This window comes from Marinobacterium sedimentorum (genome assembly GCF_024267675.1).
Classification (GTDB): Bacteria; Pseudomonadota; Gammaproteobacteria; order Pseudomonadales; family Balneatricaceae; genus Marinobacterium_A; species Marinobacterium_A sedimentorum.
The window spans coordinates 401,230-423,449 of the sequence record NZ_JALDYX010000001.1 but is presented as its reverse complement, the minus strand read 5'-3'; the positions used below and the strand labels follow the sequence as shown (position 1 = coordinate 423,449).

Sequence of the window (22,220 nt, the reverse complement as noted above, 5' to 3'; positions counted from 1 at the left end):
CAAACTTCCTTATTTTTGTTGTGGTTTTGTGTGATCGCGGCGCAGTACAGCGCCAGAGTCTGCAAGACTAATGCAGGTTTGGCGCCGAACATATTGCGGTTAAAAACGACTGATGTTGCACTATTAACGAATTCGATAGTGGGTCGAATTCAGGCCGGATCGGTGCCGAAGTGCTTGCCCAGCAGGGCGTGGTAGAAATCGCGGTCGCGCAGCACGCCGACCAGGCCGCTGGCTTCGCGCAGCAGTACCGGCAGGCCGGTCTGGTAGCGGATTTCCAGCGCTTCGCGCATCGAGATATCGGGGCTGGCCACCACCAGGGTACCCTCGTTAAGGTCGTTCAAGGTGCTGCTGCTTTCCCACTGGTGCAACTGCAGAGCCGTTTCCTGGCGGCTGGCGGACAGCAGCTGTCCCTGCGCATCCATCTTGAACCAGCTGTTTTCCTCGCGGTTGAGAACCAGCATTTCGTCGAGTCGCTCCAGCTGATCCAGCCCGGTCATCAGCGAGCGGCCCTTGAGCACGTTCAGCGGGTTGGTGTGGGCGACGAAGTTGCGCACGTATTCGTTGCAGGGGTTGAGGACTATATCCTCGGGCCGGCCGTGCTGAATGATGCGCGCCGACTCCATGATGGCGATATGGGTGCCAATCTTGAGGGCTTCGTCCAGGTCATGGCTGACGAAGATGATGGTCTTGTTGAGCTTGCGCTGCAGCTCCAGCAGCTCGTCCTGCAGCTGGTTGCGGATCAGCGGATCCAGCGCCGAGAAGGGTTCGTCCATCAGCAGGATATCGCTGTCCATGGCGAAGGCACGGGCCAGGCCTACACGCTGCTGCATACCGCCCGACAGTTCGTGGGGCAGCTTTCTGGCCCATTTGTCCAGACCCACCATTTCGAGCTTTTCCATGGCGCGGCGCCGGCGCTCGGCCTTGCCGATGCCCTGCATCTCGAGGCCGAAGGCGACGTTATCCAGCACGCTAAGCCAGGGCATGAGGGCGAACTTCTGGAACACCATGGAGACGCGCTTGCTGCGCATATGGCGCAGGGTGTTGGCGTCACAGTTGGCCATATTGACCATCTCGTCGCCATCCTGCACCAGCAGCTCGCCGCGGCTGATGGGGTTGAGCCCGTTTACGGCGCGCAGCAGGCTGGACTTGCCGGAGCCCGACAGCCCCATCAGTACGCAGATTTCGCCACGCTGCACCTCGATGCTGGCGTCCTGCACACCGACGACCTGGCCGGTGGCTTCAATGATTTCCTGGCGGGTTTTACCCTGCGCAAGCAGCTCCAGGGCAGGTTTTACCTTCTTGCCAAACACCACATCGAGATTCTTGATACTGACGGCAACGGACATGTTCAAGCCTCCTCTTTGGCGTTGGGTGCCTTGCAGATTCGATCCAGGATGATAGCGACCAGCACTATGGCCAGACCTGCTTCAAAGCCCTGGGAAATGTTCACGGTGTTAAGTGCCCGCACCACCGGCTTGCCCAGGCCATCGGCCCCGACCAGGGCGGCGATAACCACCATGGACAGCGATAGCATAATGCATTGGGTGATACCCGCCATGATATTGGGCATGGCCGCCGGCAGCTCCACCTTGAGCAGCAGCTTCATCGGCGTGGCGCCAAAGGCCTTGCCGGCTTCGATCAGCTCTTCGGGCACCTTGCTGATGCCCAGATAGGTGAGGCGAATGGGGGCGGCGATGGCGAAGATGATGGTGGAAATCAGCCCCGGCACCACGCCAAGACCAAAGAGCACCAGCGTCGGAATCAGGTAAACAAAGGTGGGGATGGTCTGCATCAGGTCGAGAATCGGGCGCAGTATGGTGTAGACCCAGGGCTTGTGCGCGGCCAGCACGCCTATGGGCAGGCCCAGCACCACCGACAGGGTTGTGGCGGCGAGCACCAGCACGAAGGTTTCCAGCATTTCCTGCCAGTACCCCAGATTGAGGATCAGCAGCAGTGCGGCGACCACAAAGATCACCAGACCAAGGCTGCGGTGCAGCAGCCAGGCGAGCGCGGCGGTCATAAGGATGGGCACATAGACCGGAAACCACTGGAAGATCGCGACCATATTCAGGATCAGCCATTCCAGCGAGATGGCAATGGTGTCAAAGAAGCCGGCGGCATGGGTGGTCAGCCAGTCGACGAAAAGCTCCATCCAGCTGCCAAGGGGTATCTTGTGGTCTGTAAACCAGTTCATGAGCGCTTTCCTCCGGGTGTGCGGGACCGTCCACCGCGCCAGCAGGCGCGGCAGCCATTATTTCAGGGTGCTAAACGACATCTTGAACGGGCGATCAGAGGCCCAGGCTGGTGCGAACGGCGGCCAGACCAGGCTGGCCGTCCTTGGTCTGGACGCCATCCAGCCAGGCGTCCAGCACTGCAGGATTTTTCTGCAGCCAGCTGCGGGCGGCGTCACGGGGCTTCTGGTTGTCGTCCAGAATGGCGCCCATGACTTCATTTTCCATGGCCAGGGAGAATTCCAGATTGGTCAGCAGCTTGCCGATATTGGCGCACTCCTGCACATAGCCCTTGCGTACATTGGTATAGACGGTCGCACCGCCGAAATCCGGGCCGAACCAGTCGTCACCGCCGCTAAGGTATTCCATCTCGAAGTTGGCGTTCATCGGGTGGGGCGCCCAGCCGAGGAAGGCGATCCACTTGTTGCGTCTTTCCGAACGGCTGACCTGCGCCATCATGCCGGCTTCGGAGGACTCCACCAGCTTGAAGCTGCCCAGTTCAAAGGCGTTTTCATCGAGCATTTTCTGGATCAGGCGGTTGCCGTCGTTGCCCGGCTCGATGCCGTAGATGCTGCCGCCGAGCTCGTCGCTGAATTTCGCCAGATCCGCAAAGGATTTTACGCCACCGTCGTAGGCGGCCTTGGAAACCGCCAGGGTGTACTTGGCTCCCTTGAGGTTGGCGCGCACGGTTTCGACCGAGCCCTCGTCACGGTACTTGGCGATATCGCCTTCCATGGTGGGCATCCAGTTACCCAGGAAAACATCAATATCACTGGCCGCCAGGGAGTTGTAGGTCACAGGTACCGACAGCAGGTCGGTGCGGCTCTCGTAACCCAGGGCTTCCACCAGCTCGGAGGTGACAGCGGTGGTGGAGGTGATGTCGGTCCAGCCGACGTCGGCGAAACGCACAACATCGCAGCTGCCAGCGGCCAGTGCGGTGGTGCTAATACCCGCGGCGCACATCAGAGTGAAAAGGCCGTTGCGTACATGCTTGATCGTGGGGGTCATAGTCAGTCCTGTTTAGTTATCATTATTCTGTACCTCCAGGGCAACCCGAAGCGCGTGCGGGCTGGCGTGGAGCCACAGCGGCGCGGACACAAGGCCCGCGCACCTGTTGGTTTATCGTTTCGCTTTTGCTCTTTCTACCTTGCTACTTGCCTTGCGTCACTTGCCCCAGCTCTCAAGCGTAGGGATTTTCCAGTTCGCCCAGTTCCACATAAACGCTCTTGGTCTGGGTGTACTGATACAGGCTTTCAATGCCATTTTCGCGGCCAATACCGGACTCCTTGTAGCCGCCCACCGGCATTTCGGCCGGCGACGCGCCCCAGGTGTTGATCCAGCAGATACCGGCCTGCAGCCTGGCGATGACCCTGTGGGCGCGGCTGAAATCGCGGGTGAAGACCCCGGCGGCAAGGCCGAAAGGGGTATCGTTGGCGCGGCGGATCACTTCCTCCTCGTCGTTGAAGCGCAGTACCGACATCACCGGGCCAAAGATTTCTTCACGCACGTTGGGCATGTCGTCGGTGCAGTCGGCAAAGACCGTCGGCTCAACGAAGTTGCCCTGATCAAGCCCGGGCCCGGTGGCGCGCTTGCCACCGCACACCAGACGGGCGCCGGCCTGCCGGGCGGCCTCGATAAAGCCCAATACCTTTTCCATGTGCTGGCTGGAGATCAGCGCACCAATCTGGGTCGACGGGTCCATCGGATCACCGATGCGCAGTGCGCGGGTGCGAACTTCCAGCTCGGCAACGAATTCATCGTAGATGGCATCATGCACGAACACGCGGGTGCCGTGGGTGCAGACTTCGCCCTGGGTATAGAAGTTGGCCAGCAGTGCGCCGGACACGGCCGTTTCCACCTTGGTATCGGGGAAGACAATCATCGGCGACTTGCCGCCCAGCTCCATGGTGACGGATTTCAGCGAGCCCGCCGCGGCGCCCATGACCTTCTTGCCGGTACCGCATTCGCCGGTAAAGGACACCTTGGCGATATCGGGGTGATTAGTCAGCATGGCGCCGGTGCGGCCATCGCCCTGCACGACGTTGAAAACACCGTCCGGCAGGCCGGCTTCAGTAAAGATTTCCGCCAGCTTCATCACGCTCAGCGGGGTTTCCTCAGAGGGCTTGAAGATCATGGCATTGCCGGCGGCCAGTGCCGGGGCTGCCTTCCAGCAGGCGATCTGGATCGGGTAGTTCCAGGCGCCGATACCGGCGCAGACGCCCAGGGGCTCGCGGCGGCTGTAAAAAAAGTTGCCATTGCCAAGATCCTGATACTCGCCCTGAATCTTGGACGCGAGACCGGCGTAATACTCGATGACGTCGGCGCCGGTATGGATGTCCACCAGATCGGCTTCCTGCAGCGGCTTGCCGGTATCCTGTACTTCGAGGCGGGCCAGCTCGTCATTGCGCTCGCGCAACAGTTCCACGGCGCGCAGCAGGATGCGGCTGCGCTCGGTGCCGGTCATGGCTGACCAGATGGCAAAGCCTTCTCGCGCCGATGCCAGGGCCGCTTCAACATCGGCTTCGTTGGCCTGCTGCACCTGGGCCAGCAGTTCGCCGGTGGCCGGGTTGCGGGTTTCAAAGGTTTCGCCGCTGCTGGCGTCGCGGTAAGCACCGTGAATGTAGAGAGAGATAGTATTCATTGTTACCTTGCAGTCCGGGTTAAGCGATCTCTGGGGATCGCGGTCGGCGGCAGCTGCCGCTCCAGATAATCGGTGATGATGCGCTGAGCCAGTTCGCTGTTGATGCCACCTGGGGTCAGCGCACCCCGCAGCCAGATACCATCGATCAGGGCGGCGATGCCCTGGGCGACAAACTGGGCCCGCTCGGGCTCCAGGACACGCTTGAGCTCGCGCCGCAGGTGCGATAGCAGCCGTTGTTCATTGACCCGCTGCAGCCTGAAGAGCGTGGGGTGATGCATGGCCTGGGACCAGAACGTCAGCCAGGTTTTGACCACCTTGGAGTCGAGCTGGCGGCTGTCGAAGTTACCGCCCACGATCGCCTTGATGCGGGCGACCACATCGTTGGGGTCTGTATCGCCCAGGCGTTCGCGCACTGCATTCGACAGATCCCGCAGTACCGAGCGCATGGTGGCCTCAAGCAGGCCATCCTTGCCACCGAAGTAGTGGTTGATAATGGCCGGGGACACGCCAGCGTAACGGCTGATCATGGCAACGCTGGCTTTCTGCAGCCCAGCGGAATCAATGGCCTGCATGGTGGCCTTGATCAGCTGAGGTTTTCGGATTTCGGGCATCCCGACCTTGGGCATAAGCGCGTCGCACTCTTTTTTAATTAAATAGTCGTTTAACAAAAGATTGGCGTTTTAGCCGCGTACTGTCAACCCGCACTTGGGCGCCTTGGCGCAAACTGGTACGAAAAGCCACGAATTACGGCGAAAGTGTCGCAAATGAAATTGTGAAGGTCGTTATTAGGAATGGCTTGGGTGAGTTTTACGCGTTATTGCAGTGGTCGTTTTTGGCGCGTCAGGCAGCTAAATCGCACCCTGGTGGTGCGTTTATGGGCCGAAAAAAGACAGCAGTTTGGCCTCAAGGGCTGGCAGCTGAGAGAGAATCAGTGGTCATTGCTAGATGGTGACTTGTAATTGGCCATTGGCGACGCGGGCGGATCACGAATCACGAATCACGGATCACGGATCACGAATCACGAATCACGAATTTTACGTCTTGTGCCAGATCAGCAGCTGATTGTTGGCCGGCATGGCGATATCCCGTTCGAGTGCGAGGCCCTGAGCAAGCGCCTGCGCGTTTACCGCCTCGAAGTCACGGATGCCGCTCTGGGGATCGCGCTGTTGCAGCCAGTGGTCAAACTCGGCGTTGCTGGCACTGGTGTACTGGCCCTGGTAGCGGAACGGGCCATAAATGCACAGCAGCCCGCCACACTTCAGCAGCCGGCCGGTTCCCTGTAGCAGGGCGACAACCTGGGGCCAGCCCATGATATGCAGGGTGTTGGCGCTGTAGACCGCGTTGGCAGCGCTAACAGGCCAGCGCTCGGCAGTAACATCCAGAACCAGCGGCGGGTCTATATTGTCGCTGCCAAAATGCAGCAGGTTGGCGCCCAGCGCCGGCAGGTTGGTGGCCAGGTCCGTCGGCTGCCAGCGCAGCTGGGGCAGCGTCGCGGCAAAGTGTATGACGTGCTGGCCCGAGCCGCTGCCGATCTCCAGCAGGGTGCCTGTCGTTGGCAGCAGCGGCGCCAGTTGTTCCAGAATCACCGCCTGATTGCGGGCGCAGGCTTCGCTGTAGTTAAGCCAGTTCACGGCGGTTCCTGGGTGGGTTAGAAAGACAGGTCAATAGAGAAAGGTTAAAGCAGAGGGGATAATTGTAAAAGCAAAAATGTACCCCGCAATGACACGCCCTCAGTCTTGCCCGGTTTCCAAATTGGCCCCTTACCCGGCGGCGGTTTTCGGCGCATCTTCCTGGCTGCGGCTCTGTTTGCGCAGATACATCTGGCGGTCGGCCAGGCCGAGCAGGCCTTCGGCGTCGTCGGCATCTTCGGGACAGATGGCGAGGCCGAAACTACCGCTTTGGTGCAGCACTATGTCACCCACCTTGAAGGGGCGCTCGAACAGGGTTTCCAGCTTGCCGCGAATCCTGTTGAGCTGACGTTCGCCGCTGAACACTGGAATCAGAATGACGAACTCGTCCCCGTGGATGCGGGCCACGGTATCTTCACCGCGCATGGATTCACGCAGGCGCACGCCGATCTGGATCAGCAGCTGATCGCCAACATCGTGTCCCCAGGCATCGTTGACCTGTTTGAAATCATCCAGATCGAGAAAGAATACCGCCACCCGGCTGGAGGTGCGCTGGGCCGAGCGAATGGCCTGTTCGAGCCTGTCCAGCAGCAGGTTGGTGTTGGGCAGGCCGGTGAGGTGGTCAAAGTGGGCCTTGTTGTAGAGGCTACGTTGTTGTTCAAACAGGTGCTGGCGGGTGCGCCAGACGCGCCTCAGTACCCAGCCGACCTGCAGCATCAGCAGAAAGAGGCTGCCCAGCAAGCCGGCCAGCTGCCACAGATCCAGCGCCTGCCAGTGGGGCTGATACTGAATATTGAGCACGAGGTCGGCGGATGTGCCCGCAAAGCGATGGCTGCGGGTCATGGACGGTATAGGCAGTGCGAATTCTGGCGTGGGCTGGCTTTCAAACAGGGTCACGGGGCTGTCGGTGGATTCCTGGAAGATCAGGCGCAGGCCCAGGCCGGGTTCATCGACCATCCCAGGTGCAAACAGGCCCTCGGCACTGACCGCCAGCAGGGCGTAATCGGAAAACTGCGCGGGCAACTGGTGGCTCTGTGCATCGAGCTGCGTGTCTATGGCGTGGTAGATCAGATACCCGGGCCCGTTACCCAGCAGAATGGGTTTGGACATGCCGCTGGGCAGCACAACCCCCGACAACCGGCCGCTGAGTGCAGACGGCTCGCTGGCCAGGTCCAGCCCCAATAGTGACCGGGCTTCGGGACGCTCGGGCACCAGCAATACAACTGGGTAGAGATCCTGCGCGCTGCTGCCAGTGACGTTACTGGCGGAGGTCTGGATGCGAAAGCCGCGGGACTGCAACGCGGCCATGCGTTGTTCAAATGCTTCGCGCTGGTTTGGTTCAACCCGGCTGGCGATGGCAAACATGTAGAGATCGGGGGAGTGTTGCAACAGGCTTTGTGCGATGTTTTGTGCCTGGAGATAGGCAAATTCGGGTTGGCTGGACAGGCCGTGGGCGAAGCTTTCAAGTGCCAGCTGCTGTTCTCTGAGCTGGTATTCGACCTGACGAGTGATGTTCTGGGAGAGAGTATCGAAGCGTGATTCCAGCAGGCGGTACTCGAGCGCGACAATGCTGCCGGCCATCAGCACAAAGGCGACAATCCAGGTCGCGACATAGCCAATGACCTGTGATCTGGGCAGCAGATCAACGGGGGAGCGCTCCATGCTGTACATCCGGGCGTCGAAGGAACTTGAATGATGTCTCCAAAACTCGCTTCAATCAAGAAAAATCGGTAAATCTGCGCGCGGCGAGCTTCCGATTTGGCTGGAATGGCAGGGTCGCAGAGAGCTGGAAAAATGGGCAAGGCGCAGGGAACAAGGTTAAAAAATCCGGTGTTCGCCGGTATTGGTGATTTGCTGTTTTGTGATTAGTTAGTCATTCGTAGCCCAGCCCCGATTCACCCATCAATCCGTAGTCTGGAATGAGCCTGCGAATTCCAGGACACAGGTGAAGCCTCACTGAGTTCGAGCAGGCGACCTAAGTATCCACTTTGGTGGGGCCGCATCACATATTGTTCGTGGTTCTTTCCACCATTCATTTTTTACCCTGCATCTGTTTGCAAACAGCAAAAAACCCGCCGTGGCGGGTTTTTTTGTCAGTCAGCTCAATGGCCGCGCTTACTTGGCGCTGTCCATCATGTGCTCGATAGCACCTTTGAGCTCGTCATCGGAGCAGCTGGCGCAGGTGCCGCGCGGCGGCATGGAGTTGATGCCGCTGATGGCGTTGGCTAGCAGGGTTTCGATGCCCTTGGCGCCGCGATCGGCCCAGTCGCTGGTGCCGAACTTCGGTGCACCCAGCACACCGGTGCCGTGGCAGGCGGAGCAGCTGGTGGTATAAACGTCTTCACCGCTGCGTCCAGCGCTGCCGGTGCTTGCCGCGGCGGCGCCGCCACAGCTATCGTCACCGACCACGCATACGGAACCTACCGGCTTGATGCGCTCGATGATCTTGTCGTTGTCGGTTGCCGCCTGAACAGACGTAGCCAGTACGGCACCCAGACCCAGTGCGCAAAGCGCAGAAACAAATTTATTCACACTCAGGACCCTCATTACTTTTAAAAAATTCAGCGTATCCGCCCGTCTGCTACAGACGGCCCTGCAAAGCTACGTGAGCACAGAGCCAGGGACAGACGCGACAACGCAATGAGCAACAGGCGCGGAATTATAACGGCAAAACTCCGATACCGATACGCCATGCAGTGGGAAAGGCTTGTACCCCAGCTGAATGCTGGCAGATAAGTTGCAGTCAAACGGCCGCGCCTGCCGGAACAGCCAGGGCACCATAGAGAAAACTCGACTAGGAGGCTGTCCGACAATACTCAACCTACTGCGAACTACCTGAGTTTGGCTGTTTTTTGTGCTGTTTTTCGTTAAATAGAACCACTATTCGCCTTAAAACACCGCGAAAAACCAGCTCAAATCAGCCGGCTCTCGCTATGGCCAGCATTCTCGGACAGCCTCCTGGAGGGAATGAAAGGGAAGCGCCATCCTTGGCTGGTCCCTGCCGATACGTATCCTGATCAGCTAGCCAATCCTAACCCGCGACTGTGACGCCACCATGACGGCGCGGCACCGAAATCACAGGCGCATGAAAATGCTTGGCAAACACCTTAGTTATCCGTAACATACCGGCCTGCAAACAACTTCTTTTGCGCGCCTGTAGCTCAGCTGGATAGAGTAGCAGGTTCCGATCCTGTTGGTCGGGGGTTCGAATCCCTCCAGGCGCGCCATCTTTTCCCGTTTCGCTATCCTTCCAGACTATTCGACCCTGTCGAATAGAACGTTTACGCCTGGAGGGTGAGAATCCCCGATGGGGTTCGAGTCGAGCGCAGCGAGACAACGTTGCCGCAGGCAACGGCCCGCAGGGCGAGGCGAAGCCGAATCATCCCTCCAGGCGCGCCATCTTTTCCAGTTTGCACCTCTTTGCTTTATCGTCATTCGCCATGCGTTCGTCCTCATTGGTCTGTATAGAACCCGGAATTCCCACGTTCATTCCAGGCCTCGGTGGGCCATCACAAGCTTCGTTATTCGTTATTCGTTATTCGTGACGTAACCATCACTCACGAGTCACGACTCACGCCCCGCCTTCGACCATGGTCCAGTGCCGATCTTGCACTTTCGGCCTGTCAGGGGCGAGCCGGATTCGATTGTCGGTGGTATGATTAGGCCGCTATATGACCAGCCAAGGCTTGGCGGCGCTCAGGCCCGCCCTGTTCCAGGCCTTGTGCATTGCGTGATCATCGGTGTATCAGGCCCGATCATGGTCGTGCGCACAGGGTGTTGGGCCAGTAATGGCGGGTTGATATGGCACCCTGAACCGTCGGAGCGGTCGGGCGGCCCTGGCAGGCAGGCGTACATGTACCTGATGACAAGCGTCATTTCTGCCACCGGTGTCGATAAGTGATCAAGCAGGCGAAGACCCGCGATCCAGCAACCTGCGTCAGGTGCCGGCATGAATATTGCTTGCAAAAGAGCCCTTGCGCAGGTTCAACACTATCTTTCGCATAACGGAGTCTCCGGTACGGCATCAGCCACAAGCCGTTGCACGCAGCCGGAACATACAGAGTGATACTATGACCAAACAGACTATTTACTACACGCTCACCGACGAAGCGCCTTCTCTGGCGACCTGCTCGTTGCTGCCGATCGTTCGTACCTTTACCAGCGCTGCCGGCATTGATGTTCAGATCACCGACATCTCCCTGGCGGGCCGTATCCTGTCTGCGTTCCCGGACTTTCTGACCGATGATCAGCGCGTGACCGATGGTCTGGCGTTTCTGGGTGCGCTGACGCAGGACCCGAATGCGAACATCGTCAAGTTGCCGAACATCAGCGCCTCAGTGCCGCAGCTCAAGGCGTGCATCGCCGAGCTGCAGTCCCAGGGCTACAAGATCCCGAATTTCCCCGAAGTGGCGCAGAACGATGCCGAACAGGAAATCCGCGGGCGTTACTCCAAGCTGCTGGGCAGCGCGGTAAACCCGGTGCTGCGTGAAGGCAACTCCGACCGTCGCGCGCCGGCGGCCGTGAAGCAGTTCGTGCGCAAGTTCCCGCACAGCATGGGCAAATGGAGCATGGCGTCGCAAACCCATGCCGACTACATGCGTGGTGGTGACTTCTATTCCAGCGAACAGTCTGTGACCGTTGATGAGCCCACCGACGTGCGCATCGAGTTTGTTGGCAAAGACGGCGCCGTCAGCCTGAAGAAGGAACTGAGCCTGGAAGCCGGCGAAATTCTGGATGGCATGTTCATGAGCGCCAGGGCGCTGCGTCAGTTCTTTGAAGACTCCCTCAACGATGCCAAAGAATCCAACGTCATGTGGTCGCTGCACGTCAAGGCCACCATGATGAAGGTGTCTCACCCCATAGTGTTCGGCCATGCCGTTACCGTGTTCTACAAGGATCTGTTCGAGAAGCACGGCGAGCTGTTTGCAGAGCTGGGTGTTAACCCCAACAACGGCCTGAGCAGCGTTTACGAGAACATCGAATCCCTGCCGCGCTCCAAGCGTGAAGAGATTCTGGAAGACATACACGCCTGCTACGAAAATCGCCCGGAAATGGCGATGGTGGATTCCGTCAAGGGCATCACCAACCTGCACGTACCGAGCGATGTCATCGTTGATGCCTCCATGCCCGCCATGATCCGTAACGGCGGCAAGATGTGGGGTCCCGATGGCAAGGCCAAGGACACCAAGGCCGTGATGCCGGAAAGCACCTACTCCACCATCTATCAGGAGATGATCAACTTCTGCAAGACCAACGGTGCTTTTGATCCCACCACCATGGGTACAGTGCCGAACGTTGGCTTGATGGCGAAGAAAGCCGAAGAATACGGTTCCCACGACAAGACCTTCGAAATGATGGCAGACGGCACCATGCGTGTGGTCAAGAGCGATGACACCGTGCTGATGCAGCATGAAGTCGAGCAGGGTGACATCTGGCGCGCCTGCCAGACCAAGGACGAGCCCGTGCGTGACTGGGTCAAGCTGGCGGTAACCCGTTCGCGTCAGTCCGACACCCCGGCCATCTTCTGGCTGGACCGCAACCGCGCCCACGATATCCAGCTGATCAAGAAGGTTAACAAGTACCTGCAGGATCACGACACCAGCGGTCTGGACATCCGTATCATGACCTATGTTGAGGCGATCCGCCGCAGCATGGAGCGCATGGTGCGCGGCCGCGATACCATCTCCGTGACCGGCAACGTACTGCGTGATTACCTCACCGACCTGTTCCCGATCATGGAGCTGGGCACTTCTGCCAAGATGCTGTCCATAGTGCCGATGCTCAAGGGCGGCGGCATGTACGAAACCGGTGCCGGCGGCTCCGCGCCCAAGCACGTGCAGCAGGTTGAAGAAGAAAACCACCTGCGCTGGGACTCCCTCGGCGAATTCATGGCCCTGGCCGTGTCGCTGGAAGAGATGGGCATCAAGCAGAACAACCCGCGCGCCAAGATCCTGGCCAAAACCCTGGATGCAGCCACCGGTACACTGCTGGAAAACAACAAGTCGCCGTCGCGTCGCACCGGTGAGCTGGACAACCGTGGCAGCCACTTCTATCTGGGTATGTACTGGGCCCAGGCCGTTGCCGCCCAGACCGAAGATCCGGAACTGGCAGCGATGTTTGCACCGCTGGCTGAAGCCATGACCACCAATGAAGACAAGATCATTGGCGAGCTGGCCGCAGCCCAGGGCAAACCGGCGGAGCTGGGTGGCTACTACCACGCCCTGCGCACCAACGTGAAGAAAGTCATGCGCCCAAGCGCCACGCTGAACGCCTTGCTGGCGGATGCCAACAGCCAGCGTTAATCTAAGCTTCGCAAGACCCAAGCCCGGTGCAGGTAACTGCTCCGGGCTTTTTAGTGCGGCGATGTTGGGATGCGTAATTAGGTATTCGAGGTTACCCATCACACTTCGTCATTTGCAGCGCATATGGCGACCACAAATCAATCCCTGTGCCCTTTCACCTCAATCGGAATATCGAGGCTGAAGGTGGTGCCTGTCTTGTCTGACTCGACGCTCAGAGACCCTTCAAGTAGCTGATAAACCCACTGGTGCACCAGATGCAGGCCGAGGCCCGTATGTCCTTCGCTGCGCCTGGATGTCACGAAGGGGTCGAACAGAGCGTCGCGTACCTGCGGGTCTATGCCCTGGCCGTTATCACTCACGCTCAGCTGCAGCCGTTCGCCGCTGACCGTGGCGCAGACGTGAATTTCGCCTGCCTGCCCGGGTTTAAAACCATGGCTGAGCGCATTGTCGACCAGATTTTGCAGCACCTGGGACAGAATGCCGGGGTAGCCTGTGAGCTGCAGCGGTTCGTAGACCTCCATTACCAGGCTGACCGGGGACTTTTTCAGGCGGTGGCTGAGGGAGTTTCTCAGGTCACGTATCAGCTCTGCGAGGTCAAATTGGCTGATCTCGTTGTGGCTGCGATCCACCGCCATGCGTTTGAAGCTGCGTATCAGGTCGGCTGCGCGGCGCAGGTTGTGATGCGCCAGTTGCAGCCCGCTTTCGGTGTGGCTGAGGAAGCTTTCCAGCGCGGTACGGGTCATGCCATCGTGCATACTGTTCTGCAGTTTCAGCAGTTGTGCCTGCAGCGTGGAAATGGCCATCAGGGCGCCGCCCGTGGGGGTATTGAGCTCGTGGGCAACGCCTGCGACCATCATCCCCAGGGAGGACAGCCGGCGTGACTCCACCAGTTCGTCCTGCAGTTCCTGCAATTTAATATGGGACTGTTCGAGATTGCTGTAGGCGCGCACCAGTTGCTGCTGTTCCTGTTCCAGCGCCTCTGTGAGCCGGGACCGCTCCCGGTGGGCCCGGTGGAGGTGATAGAGCGCTGCAAGCCCGAGGGACAGCAGTACGAGGCCCGCCAGGGTGATGGCCGTGAGCAGGCGGTTGCGGATCGTTGCGATGGCTCCCGGGATGCTGGCAACCAGCACTAAGGCATGTGCGGGCGATCCCTTGCCGGTAGCATCAAGATCATAGTACAGGCGCGCAGAACTCCAGAGCCTGCCGTCCTGCAGCAGATTGTCGCCGATTTGAGGCCCCGTCAGTGATTGCCACAGGGCTGGCGAGAGTCGGCCAAGGTTCTGGTCGCGGCGGTTCAGTTGCAGGCCCCATTCCCGCTCCCGCTCAGGGTGGAGCAGCCAATAGCCCTGCTCATCCACCAGCTCGAGTGTCATACGGGAGTCGGCCATGGATCGCAGCTGCTTGAAAAACGTCGCCAGGTTGATGTTGATGATCAGCACGCCGGGATGCAGGCCGTCATGTGTTCCCGTGAGTATGGTGGCCCGCAGGCTGGGTTCCAGTGGCTGTACGATGAGGTTGTGTTCCAGGTTGAGGTCGAGTCTCGACAGGTACACCTGCCCGGGCGCGGTGCGCTGCGCTTCCTGGAAGTAGTAGCGCTGCGCCTTGTTCTGAAGCTCTGCCTCGCCAACGCGGTAGGGGCGTCCGGCGCTCAGGTTAACGCGTACCTTTTCCTCGCCATTGGGGTCGAGCCAGCGGACCTGGGAGATGGTCGGCACAGCGCGGGCGAATTGCATGAAGCTGGCGGCGAGCGCGTCCAGGTCTGCCGGCCGGCCGGCGTCCAGAGCCTGCTGCACCGCGGAACTGTTTTGCAGCACGCTGGTCAGGTTGCGGATATGCCCAAGCTCGCGGCTGAACGCAGAGACCACCCGCTCGACGCGCAGGTTTTGCCTGGTTTCAAAAGTATTTAGCTGCAGCCCCAAGATCCCGATATAGGCGAAGGTGCCCCCTGTGCCCAGCAGGATCAGCAGGAGTAGCAGCATCGCCGTCAGGGTGGCGATAAAGCGGTGGTCGTTGCTGAATGCTCTCTGCTGCACCGGTGGCTCTCGCCTCGCGGTCATGAGGCTTGTGCTCTGGCCCATTCAATTGCCTTGAGCAGTGACATCGGGCGGGCGAACAGATATCCCTGTCCCAGCTGGCAGCCCAGGCCCTGCAACGCCAGGTGCTGCTCTGCGGTTTCAATGCCCTCGGCAATGATGCTGAAGCCGAAGCATTCACCCAGGCGCAATATCATGTCCACCACCTGTTCGTCGGCGCGGGAGTGACCAAGCCGGTCGATAAAGGATTTGTCGATTTTAAGGGTGGTGGCGGCCAGGTCCGTGATGTGGCTCAGGGAGGAGTAGCCGATGCCAAAGTCATCGATACTGACGCCCATTCCCAGTGCTATCAGCTTGCGCAGGTGGGGTGAGACACGGCTGTAATCCTTGACGGCCTGGGTTTCGGTAATTTCGAGTTCGAGCTGGCCGGGGCTTATGCCGGCCTCCTGGATCAGGCTCAGCATGCGGTTGAAAAATCTGGGCTCTATCAGGTCCGGGGAGGAGACATTGAAGGCAATGGGCACCTCGATGCCGGCGGCCTTGAGTTCGTGCAGGGCGCTGCAGGTCTGTTGCAGGATAAGCTGATCCAGTCTGCCGATCAGGCCGGAGGTCTCAGCCAGCGAAATAAACTGGTAGGGGGGAATCTGTTGGCCGTTGGGATGCTTCCAGCGGGCCAGGGCCTCAAACCCCAGTAGTTTGCCGTCGGACAGGCGCACCTTGGGCTGCAGCTCCAGATACAGCTGCTCCTGGGACAGCGCGCTGCGCAGCTCGCTCAGCAGGGCGTAACGGCTGGCGATATCCTGTTCAAATTCGGGGTTGTAGGCCAGGTAGGCCAGCTTTTGCCTGTGGGCTGTTTCGACGGTACTTTCGGCCAGGCGCAGAATCTGGTCCGGCTTGCGGTTGGCCTGCAGGCGCAATGAAACTACGGTAACCGTCGCCGCGATGCGGTGTTCTGCGTCGGCGATGATCAGTGGCTGGTTCAGAAACTGGGTGAAAAAAGACTGATCGAGGCTCTGGCTGGCACAGGTCAGCAGTGCAAAGCTGTTGCGGTCAATGCGGGCGATAGTCACATTCTTGGAGAGCGCCGCGACCAGCTGGCGATACAGGCAGTACAGCAACTCATTGCAGAAGGGTTCGCCAAAGGCGATGCCGATGTCGGTGAAGTCATTAATCTCCAGCACGACCAGTTCGGCCTGCTCGCGCTGGGTCTGTGACATGTTGCCAAGCTCGCGCAGCAGCCAGTTGCGGTTGGGGATGCCGAGCAAGGGGTCGCTGTAGGCCAGTTCGGTCAGCTGACTGTAGAGCGCGACATTGGTAAAGCCGGTGCTGATGTTTTCGCTGAAAACCTGCAGCAGGTTCAATTCGCTATCGAGCAGCGGGCGCTGCGTCTTGATCAGCACCAGGTATTCCTGTGTGTCGACCACAGAACTGCTGAAATAGAACAGTGAATAGCCATTGATGAAGCAATGGTCGCGACGGCTGGCGGCTTCGTGAAAGGCCTGTCTCAGCTCGCTGGACTCGATGGACTTTACGGTGTGGCCCACGAGGCTGCTGAAATCAGCGGTTGCCGCCAGAATGGCGGCGTTGTCGGCCGCCCGTTCGGCCGGCAGCAGGGTACAGAGGATGCCGCCCTTTTCGACCCCGAGGATGTGGCCAATCTCGGTCAGCACGGCGTGGGTAAAACTGCTGAGGTCCCGTTTCGAGCTGATGGCTTCGCTGGCATCTATCACCATCTGCAAGCCCTGGCGGGCCTGGGTCAGCTGGGTCAGATGATCCCAGGTGCGGATATTGCTGGTAATGATGGTCAGCAGATGGTCGTTGGTCAGCTCGGACTTGCACCAGTAATCGTCGATATCGTAGCGCTGCATAACATCATCGCGCGGTGCCATGCCGGGCTGGCCGGTCAGCAGAATGATGCGTACTTCGGAGTTGCCGATAACATCCCGGATGGTGCCGACCAGGCGTAAGCCGGCTTCGTCGTCCTCCATGACAACATCCAGCAGAATAACGCTGATATCGGGGTTCTGGGCGATGATCTGGGTTGCCTCGAACGCCGATCCTGCTGACAGCAGCTGCGCCTTGCGGCCTAGTACCTCCAGGGATTCCAGCGCGAAAAGCAGCGATGCCTGATAACCGGCATCGTCTTCGACACTGAGGATTTTCCACGGTTTTTGCGCAGGTGCAGCATTGGCTTCGACTTCAGGCTTGAAGGCGAACAATGGTCCATCGATCGACATATCTGTACTCCCTTACAGATGATACCCCGGGCTCTGAGGCCTGAATCTGAGTATCCGCCAAATAAGTGTAGTTGTCGTGCCATTAAACGGCCTAATTTGTGGTGCTGCTGCACCTGCTTGCGCGGCCAGGGCATCATTGTTTGGTAACGATGGCAGGGTAAAATATATATGAAAAATCGTATATACGAATTAACCTATATCAAGTGTTCCGAACAAGCCTCAAGCCTGGGGCGCTGAAGCATCACAGGAGCAAAAAATGAGCGCCAAGCTGACACCGACCCAGGTCTTCAAGTGTCTGGCCGACGATACCCGGGCCCGCGTGCTGCTGCTGATTCAGCGCGAGCAGGAGCTCTGTGTGTGCGAGCTGATCTGCGCGCTGGATGAAAGTCAGCCCAAGATATCGCGCCATCTGGCTCAGCTGCGCAAGTGTGGCCTGCTGCAGGATCGCCGTCAGGGGCAGTGGATTTACTACCGCCTGCATCCGGAGCTGGCTGCTTGGGTGCGGGAGGTTCTGGCCGCGACCCTTGCGGCTAATCGCCTGTGGCTTGAAGCCAGCCAGCAGCGTCTGGATGCCATGGGGCATCGCCCGGTTTGTGGGTAAAGCTGGGTGAAAGGGGGCGAAGGGCACGCCCGTAGGAGCCGCGTCTCGCGGCGAAGCTGTTAGTGGCGCACGTAGCAACCACGGCTCACGACTTACGAATCACGGCATCCTATTAGTTACAAAACTCAAGGTAATCAATGTTATGGCTATCAAGATTGGTATCAACGGCTTTGGCCGCATGGGGCGGCTGGCACTGCGGGCAGCCTGGGGTTGGCCTGAAGTGGAGTTTGTTCAGATCAACGATCCTGCGGGGGATGCTGCGACCCTGGCGCATCTGCTGAGCTTCGATTCGATTCACGGCCGCTGGCAGCATCAAGCCGGCAGCGAGGGTGATGACATTCTGGTGGGCGCGCAACGCATCCGCACCAGCCGCAACAGCGCGATTGGCGAGACCGACTGGTCGGGCTGCGATCTGGTGATCGAGGCATCCGGCAGGATGAAAACCCGCACACTGCTACAGGCCTATCTGGATCAGGGTGTGAAGCGGGTGCTGGTGACGGCGCCGGTGAAGGAGTCGGGCATACTGAATATGGTGATGGGCGTGAACCATGATCTTTACGATCCGGCGCAGCACCGCATTGTCACGGCGGCCTCCTGCACCACCAACTGTCTGGCGCCGGTGGTAAAGGTGATTCAGCAGGGGCTGGGCATTCGCCATGGTTCCATTACCACCATCCATGATCTGACCAACACTCAGACCATACTCGATGCCCCCCACAAGGATCTGCGCCGCGCCCGTGCCTGCGGCACCAGCCTGATCCCGACCACCACGGGCTCCGCCACGGCCATTACCGAGATCTTTCCCGAACTCAAGGGGCGGCTGAACGGCCACGCCATCCGGGTGCCGCTGGCCAATGCCTCTATCACCGACTGCGTATTCGAGGTCGAGCGTGCCACCACGGCAGAGGAGGTCAACGCGCTGCTCAAACAGGCTGCCGAGCAGGAGCTCAAGGGTATTCTCGGCTATGAGGAGCGCCCGCTGGTGTCGGTGGACTACAAGACGGATCCGCGCTCCAGCATTATTGATGCCCTCTCGACCCTGGTGATAAACGGCACCCAGGTGAAACTCTATGCCTGGTACGACAACGAATGGGGTTACGCCAACCGGGTGGCGGAGCTGGCGCGCATGCTGGGTCTGCGGGATCAGATCGCCTGATGTGGTTGGCACAGCTGTCTGAGGGGGTGCGTCAGTACCTGCTGGTGACGGCCAATTACTGGGCCTTCACGCTCACCGACGGCGCCCTGCGCATGCTGGTGGTGCTGCATTTCCACGCCCTGGGTTACAGCCCGCTGCAGATCGCGCTGCTGTTTCTGTTCTACGAGCTATTCGGCGTGGTGACCAACCTGCTGGGAGGCTGGCTGGGTGCGCGCCTGGGCCTGAATCGCACCATGAATCTGGGCCTGGCGCTGCAGGTGGTGGCGCTGGCCATGCTGTTGCTGCCGGCGCCGAGCCTGACGGTGGCCTGGGTGATGGCGGCCCAGGCGCTGTCGGGCATCGCCAAGGATCTCAACAAGATGAGCGCCAAGAGCGCCATCAAGCTGCTGCTGCCGGGGGAGGCCCAGGGAGCGCTCTATCGCTGGGTGGCACTGCTGACCGGCTCCAAGAATGCGCTCAAGGGCGTGGGTTTCTTTCTCGGCGGCGCCCTGCTCAGCCTGCTGGGCTTCCAGCTGGCGGTGGGCGTGATGGCGGCGTTGCTGGCGCTGGTCTGGCTCGGCAGTGTTGTACTGCTTAAAAAGGATTTGGGGCGGGCCAGGGTCAAACCGAAATTTCGCGATCTGTTCTCCAAGAGCGCGGCGATCAACCGACTGTCGGCGGCCAGACTGTTTCTGTTCGGCGCCCGGGATGTCTGGTTTGTGGTGGCGCTGCCGGTGTTTCTGGCGACCTCGCTGGGCTGGGATTACTGGTCGGTGGGCAGCTTTCTGGCGCTGTGGATTATTGGCTACGGGGTGGTGCAGTCCGCCGCGCCCTGGCTGACCGGCCGCAGATCCGGGCGGGTGCCGGACGGTCGCAGTGCCTTTGTCTGGGCGCTGGCGCTGTCTGTGCTGCCGGCGGCCATCGCGCTGGGGCTCGATACCGGGCTGGATACCGCCACGGTGCTGCTCGGGGGTTTGATGCTGTTTGGCGTGGTCTTCGCGATCAACTCGTCCCTGCACAGCTATCTGATCGTCAGTTACGCCAGTCGCGATGGCGTCTCGCTGGATGTGGGCTTTTACTACATGGCCAACGCCATGGGGCGCCTGGTCGGCACCCTGCTGTCGGGCTGGCTGTACCAGAGCGCGGGGCTTGAAGCCTGCCTGTGGGTGTCGAGTCTGTTTATTGGTCTCGCGGCTCTGTTGTCTGTCAGCCTGCCGCGGCGTGAGAAAGCAGTGGCAGGGTGAAAGCAGGTTCAAGGGGCAAGGTTAAAAAAGCGGCAAGATTGACGATCTTCGGCCACCTGCGATGAAAAGCGCTGCAGTTATCGTAGGGGCCGCGTCCCGCAGCGAAGCTGGCAAGGGGCAAGGGGCAAGGCGTGATTGGTGATTGGCCCTGCACGCTGATCACGACTCACGACTCACGACTCACGACTCACGACTCACGACTCACGCGGATGTCGCTCTGAGTCAGGCGCGGATGGGCCGGCGTGGTATAACAGGCGTTTTGGCGTAACAGGAGAGCGTTTCGATGACGGGCAGCGCCGGGCAGGTCGATCCCTTGCAGAACAACTCAAGCGCGGGCGGAACCGTGCAGGTCAAGGTCATCCGTGGTGCTGATATCGGGCCCTATGTGGCGGATCTGGCGCGGCTGCGGATCAGCGTGTTTCGTGCCTTTCCGTACCTTTACGATGGCGATCTGGACTACGAGCGCGGCTATATCAGCCGCTATTCGGCGTCGCTGCGCAGCCTCTTTGTACTGGCGCTGGATGGCGAGCGCGTGGTGGGCGTGGCTACAGGGGTGCCGCTGGCGGATGAAGCTGAGTCGTTTCGGCGTCCATTTGAGGCGGCCGGACAGACCATCGACGATATTTTCTATTTCGGCGAGTCGGTGTTGTTGCCGGAGTATCGCGGGCGGGGGCTGGGTGTGCGCTTTTTTGCCGAACGCGAGTGCCATGCCAAGGCGCTGGGGCTGCGCATTTGTGCCTTTTGCGCCGTGGAGCGGGGCAAGGATCACCCGCGCCGACCGGTGGATTATGTGCCGCTGGATGGGTTCTGGCACAAGCGGGGCTATCGCCAGGCACCGCAGCTGCGCACCCAGCTGAGCTGGAAGGATATGGGTGAGGCGAGCGAGTCGCTCAAGTCGCTGTCGTTCTGGCTGAGGGAGCTGCCATGAGCCGCATAACCTTGGCGGCCTGCCAATATGCCATCGAATTGCTGCCGGACTGGAACAGTTACGAGTCCCATCTGAGGGCGCTGGTGGCCGATGCGGTGGGCCAGGGCGCGACCCTGCTGCTGTTGCCAGAGTACGCCGGTATGGCGCTGAGTGGCCAGTTGCCTGAGGCGGTGCGCACTGATCTGCAGGCCTCCATCGCCGAGCTGCAGCCCCTGATTCCGCGCTGGCTGGCGCTGTGCGAGTCGCTGGCGCGGGAGCACCGGATCTGGCTGTGCCCGGGCTCGGTGGCGGCGCTGGATACGGATGGCATCTACCGTAACCGCTGCTGGCTGTTTGGCCCCGAAGGTATGGCAGGGCATCAGGACAAGCTGATCATGACGCGTTTTGAGCGTGAGCAATGGCTGATAGGGGCTGGCTCCGGCCTGCGTGTGTTTGAAACAGCCTTTGGTCGCGTCGGCATTCTGATCTGTTACGACAACGAATTTCCGTTGCTGGGGCGCACCCTCGCCGAGGCCGGCGTCGATCTGATTCTGGCACCGAGCTGCACCGATACCCGCGCAGGCTTTCATCGTGTGCGTATTGGTTGCCAGGCGCGGGCGCTGGAGGGGCAGGTCGCGGTGCTGCAGGCGCCGACTGCGGGTCTGGCGCCCTGGTCGCCGGCGCTGGATATCAATACCGGCCGGGCGGCGCTCTATCTGCCGCCGGATTACGGCCTGCCGGACGATGGCGTGCTGGCGCAGAGCGTTGCGCAAAACAGCGCGCAATCGAACTGGCTGCTGTGCGAGCTGGATTTTGCCGCCTTGCATGACGTGCGCCTGCGTGGCCAGGTCATGACCCGGCGCGACTGGCCCGAGCAGCTGGACGGGCGCGCTGCGTTGTTGACATGACAACTTACTGAAAAATGCTCAGATCCAGTGACAGCATCGTGCCCATCCAGATAGCGTGGTCGGTGTGATCCCGGAGGTCATCGCCGGTCACCAGGTGACTGAAAACGGTAAGGCCGTTACGGTGCTGCGCCAGCCAGGCAAGGGTGGCGCCGAAGTTGTCGATGTTGTCGGACAGCTGGCAGCTCCAGCGCGGGTGCGGGCCGACCCGTTTGCAATGCACGCGGCCGACCTTCAGGCCCAGCGCCGTACCGGCCTGCTGGCACAGTTCGGTTGCCTGTTGCTGGGTCTGGGCATCGAAATAGACATGGGCATGGAAGGCTTTGGCGGGGGGCATGGGGTTTCCTCTGGAATTA

17 protein-coding genes, 1 tRNA gene and 1 other RNA gene are annotated in these 22,220 nt (G+C 60.1%); 8 read left to right on the top strand and 11 right to left on the bottom strand.

Features of this window, described 5'->3' with window-relative positions; translation table 11 throughout:
• Positions 1-149: 149 nt before the first annotated feature.
• The 8 genes from choV to MRS74_RS01910 form a co-directional block, all read right to left on the bottom strand.
• A complete protein-coding gene (choV, locus tag MRS74_RS01945) occupies positions 150-1,346 on the bottom strand; it encodes a choline ABC transporter ATP-binding protein (RefSeq protein WP_254578585.1) in 1,197 nt (398 codons plus the stop codon).
• Positions 1,347-1,348: 2 nt separating this feature from the next.
• A complete protein-coding gene (choW, locus tag MRS74_RS01940) occupies positions 1,349-2,194 on the bottom strand; it encodes a choline ABC transporter permease subunit (RefSeq protein WP_254578584.1) in 846 nt (281 codons plus the stop codon).
• 94 nt (positions 2,195-2,288) lie between these two features.
• The gene (locus MRS74_RS01935) at positions 2,289-3,239 is read right to left on the bottom strand and encodes a choline ABC transporter substrate-binding protein (RefSeq protein WP_254578583.1); all 951 of its coding nucleotides are present in this window, start codon (positions 3,237-3,239) and stop codon (positions 2,289-2,291) included.
• Positions 3,240-3,411: 172 nt separating this feature from the next.
• A complete protein-coding gene (gene betB, locus MRS74_RS01930; protein ID WP_254578582.1) occupies positions 3,412-4,872 on the bottom strand; it encodes a betaine-aldehyde dehydrogenase in 1,461 nt (486 codons plus the stop codon).
• A 2-nt stretch (positions 4,873-4,874) separates the two neighbouring features.
• Complete coding sequence (gene betI, locus MRS74_RS01925) at positions 4,875-5,498, bottom strand: transcriptional regulator BetI (protein WP_256557731.1); 624 nt, start codon at positions 5,496-5,498, stop codon at positions 4,875-4,877.
• Positions 5,499-5,906: 408 nt separating this feature from the next.
• Positions 5,907-6,503 (bottom strand): DUF938 domain-containing protein, encoded by a 597-nt coding sequence (locus MRS74_RS01920; RefSeq protein WP_254578580.1) that lies wholly within the window; start codon positions 6,501-6,503, stop codon positions 5,907-5,909.
• 129 nt (positions 6,504-6,632) lie between these two features.
• Complete coding sequence (locus MRS74_RS01915) at positions 6,633-8,162, bottom strand: sensor domain-containing diguanylate cyclase (protein WP_254578579.1); 1,530 nt, start codon at positions 8,160-8,162, stop codon at positions 6,633-6,635.
• A gap of 453 nt (positions 8,163-8,615) precedes the next feature.
• The gene (locus MRS74_RS01910; protein ID WP_254578578.1) at positions 8,616-9,032 is read right to left on the bottom strand and encodes a c-type cytochrome; all 417 of its coding nucleotides are present in this window, start codon (positions 9,030-9,032) and stop codon (positions 8,616-8,618) included.
• A gap of 618 nt (positions 9,033-9,650) precedes the next feature.
• Here MRS74_RS01910 and MRS74_RS01905 point away from each other — a divergent pair.
• The 3 genes from MRS74_RS01905 to MRS74_RS01895 all read left to right on the top strand — a co-directional run bounded on the left by MRS74_RS01905 (position 9,651) and on the right by MRS74_RS01895 (position 12,802).
• Positions 9,651-9,727: transfer RNA gene (locus MRS74_RS01905), tRNA-Arg, on the top strand.
• Positions 9,728-9,774: 47 nt separating this feature from the next.
• Positions 9,775-9,899: non-coding RNA, RtT sRNA (locus MRS74_RS01900), on the top strand.
• Between the two features lie 671 nt (positions 9,900-10,570).
• Positions 10,571-12,802: an NADP-dependent isocitrate dehydrogenase gene (locus MRS74_RS01895; RefSeq protein WP_254578577.1), complete on the top strand. Its 2,232-nt coding sequence runs from the start codon at positions 10,571-10,573 to the stop codon at positions 12,800-12,802.
• A gap of 137 nt (positions 12,803-12,939) precedes the next feature.
• Here the strand turns inward: MRS74_RS01895 and MRS74_RS24150 are convergent, their stop codons facing one another.
• Positions 12,940-14,835, bottom strand: coding sequence for a sensor histidine kinase (locus MRS74_RS24150; RefSeq protein ID WP_254578576.1), 1,896 nt, complete (start codon positions 14,833-14,835; stop codon positions 12,940-12,942).
• 20 nt (positions 14,836-14,855) lie between these two features.
• Positions 14,856-17,072, bottom strand: a complete 2,217-nt coding sequence (locus MRS74_RS01885; protein WP_254578575.1) for a putative bifunctional diguanylate cyclase/phosphodiesterase — start codon at positions 17,070-17,072, stop codon at positions 14,856-14,858.
• 256 nt (positions 17,073-17,328) lie between these two features.
• On the opposite strand from MRS74_RS01885, the gene MRS74_RS01880 reads away from it, so the two are divergent.
• From MRS74_RS01880 to MRS74_RS01860, 5 genes are all read left to right on the top strand, one after another.
• A complete protein-coding gene (locus MRS74_RS01880) occupies positions 17,329-17,673 on the top strand; it encodes a metalloregulator ArsR/SmtB family transcription factor (RefSeq protein WP_254578574.1) in 345 nt (114 codons plus the stop codon).
• A 142-nt stretch (positions 17,674-17,815) separates the two neighbouring features.
• Positions 17,816-18,829 carry an ArsJ-associated glyceraldehyde-3-phosphate dehydrogenase gene (locus MRS74_RS01875; protein ID WP_254578573.1) on the top strand — a complete coding sequence of 338 codons (1,014 nt, stop codon included), beginning with the start codon at positions 17,816-17,818 and terminating at the stop codon, positions 18,827-18,829.
• On the top strand, positions 18,829-20,052 hold the full coding sequence (arsJ, locus tag MRS74_RS01870; RefSeq protein WP_254578572.1) for an organoarsenical effux MFS transporter ArsJ: 1,224 nt from the start codon (positions 18,829-18,831) through the stop codon (positions 20,050-20,052). Before MRS74_RS01875 ends, arsJ begins: the two co-directional genes overlap by 1 nt.
• A 283-nt stretch (positions 20,053-20,335) precedes the next feature.
• Positions 20,336-20,980 carry a GNAT family N-acetyltransferase gene (locus MRS74_RS01865; protein ID WP_254578571.1) on the top strand — a complete coding sequence of 215 codons (645 nt, stop codon included), beginning with the start codon at positions 20,336-20,338 and terminating at the stop codon, positions 20,978-20,980.
• A complete protein-coding gene (locus MRS74_RS01860; RefSeq protein WP_254578570.1) occupies positions 20,977-21,867 on the top strand; it encodes a carbon-nitrogen hydrolase family protein in 891 nt (296 codons plus the stop codon). The genes MRS74_RS01865 and MRS74_RS01860 overlap by 4 nt, the downstream gene beginning before the upstream one ends.
• 4 nt (positions 21,868-21,871) lie before the next feature.
• Here MRS74_RS01860 and MRS74_RS01855 read toward each other — a convergent pair whose 3' ends face one another.
• Complete coding sequence (locus MRS74_RS01855; protein WP_254578569.1) at positions 21,872-22,201, bottom strand: DOPA 4,5-dioxygenase family protein; 330 nt, start codon at positions 22,199-22,201, stop codon at positions 21,872-21,874.
• Positions 22,202-22,220 lie beyond the last annotated feature (19 nt).

Coding starts and splice junctions, on each gene's coding strand:
- choV (WP_254578585.1), bottom strand. CDS start 1,346: ATGTCCGTTGCCGTCAGTATCAAGAATCTCGATGTGGTGTTTGGCAAG.
- choW (WP_254578584.1), bottom strand. CDS start 2,194: ATGAACTGGTTTACAGACCACAAGATACCCCTTGGCAGCTGGATGGAG.
- MRS74_RS01935 (WP_254578583.1), bottom strand. CDS start 3,239: ATGACCCCCACGATCAAGCATGTACGCAACGGCCTTTTCACTCTGATG.
- betB (WP_254578582.1), bottom strand. CDS start 4,872: ATGAATACTATCTCTCTCTACATTCACGGTGCTTACCGCGACGCCAGC.
- betI (WP_256557731.1), bottom strand. CDS start 5,498: ATGCCCAAGGTCGGGATGCCCGAAATCCGAAAACCTCAGCTGATCAAG.
- MRS74_RS01915 (WP_254578579.1), bottom strand. CDS start 8,162: ATGGAGCGCTCCCCCGTTGATCTGCTGCCCAGATCACAGGTCATTGGC.
- MRS74_RS01895 (WP_254578577.1), top strand. CDS start 10,571: ATGACCAAACAGACTATTTACTACACGCTCACCGACGAAGCGCCTTCT.
- MRS74_RS01885 (WP_254578575.1), bottom strand. CDS start 17,072: ATGTCGATCGATGGACCATTGTTCGCCTTCAAGCCTGAAGTCGAAGCC.
- MRS74_RS01880 (WP_254578574.1), top strand. CDS start 17,329: ATGAGCGCCAAGCTGACACCGACCCAGGTCTTCAAGTGTCTGGCCGAC.
- MRS74_RS01875 (WP_254578573.1), top strand. CDS start 17,816: ATGGCTATCAAGATTGGTATCAACGGCTTTGGCCGCATGGGGCGGCTG.
- arsJ (WP_254578572.1), top strand. CDS start 18,829: ATGTGGTTGGCACAGCTGTCTGAGGGGGTGCGTCAGTACCTGCTGGTG.
- MRS74_RS01865 (WP_254578571.1), top strand. CDS start 20,336: ATGACGGGCAGCGCCGGGCAGGTCGATCCCTTGCAGAACAACTCAAGC.
- MRS74_RS01860 (WP_254578570.1), top strand. CDS start 20,977: ATGAGCCGCATAACCTTGGCGGCCTGCCAATATGCCATCGAATTGCTG.
- MRS74_RS01855 (WP_254578569.1), bottom strand. CDS start 22,201: ATGCCCCCCGCCAAAGCCTTCCATGCCCATGTCTATTTCGATGCCCAG.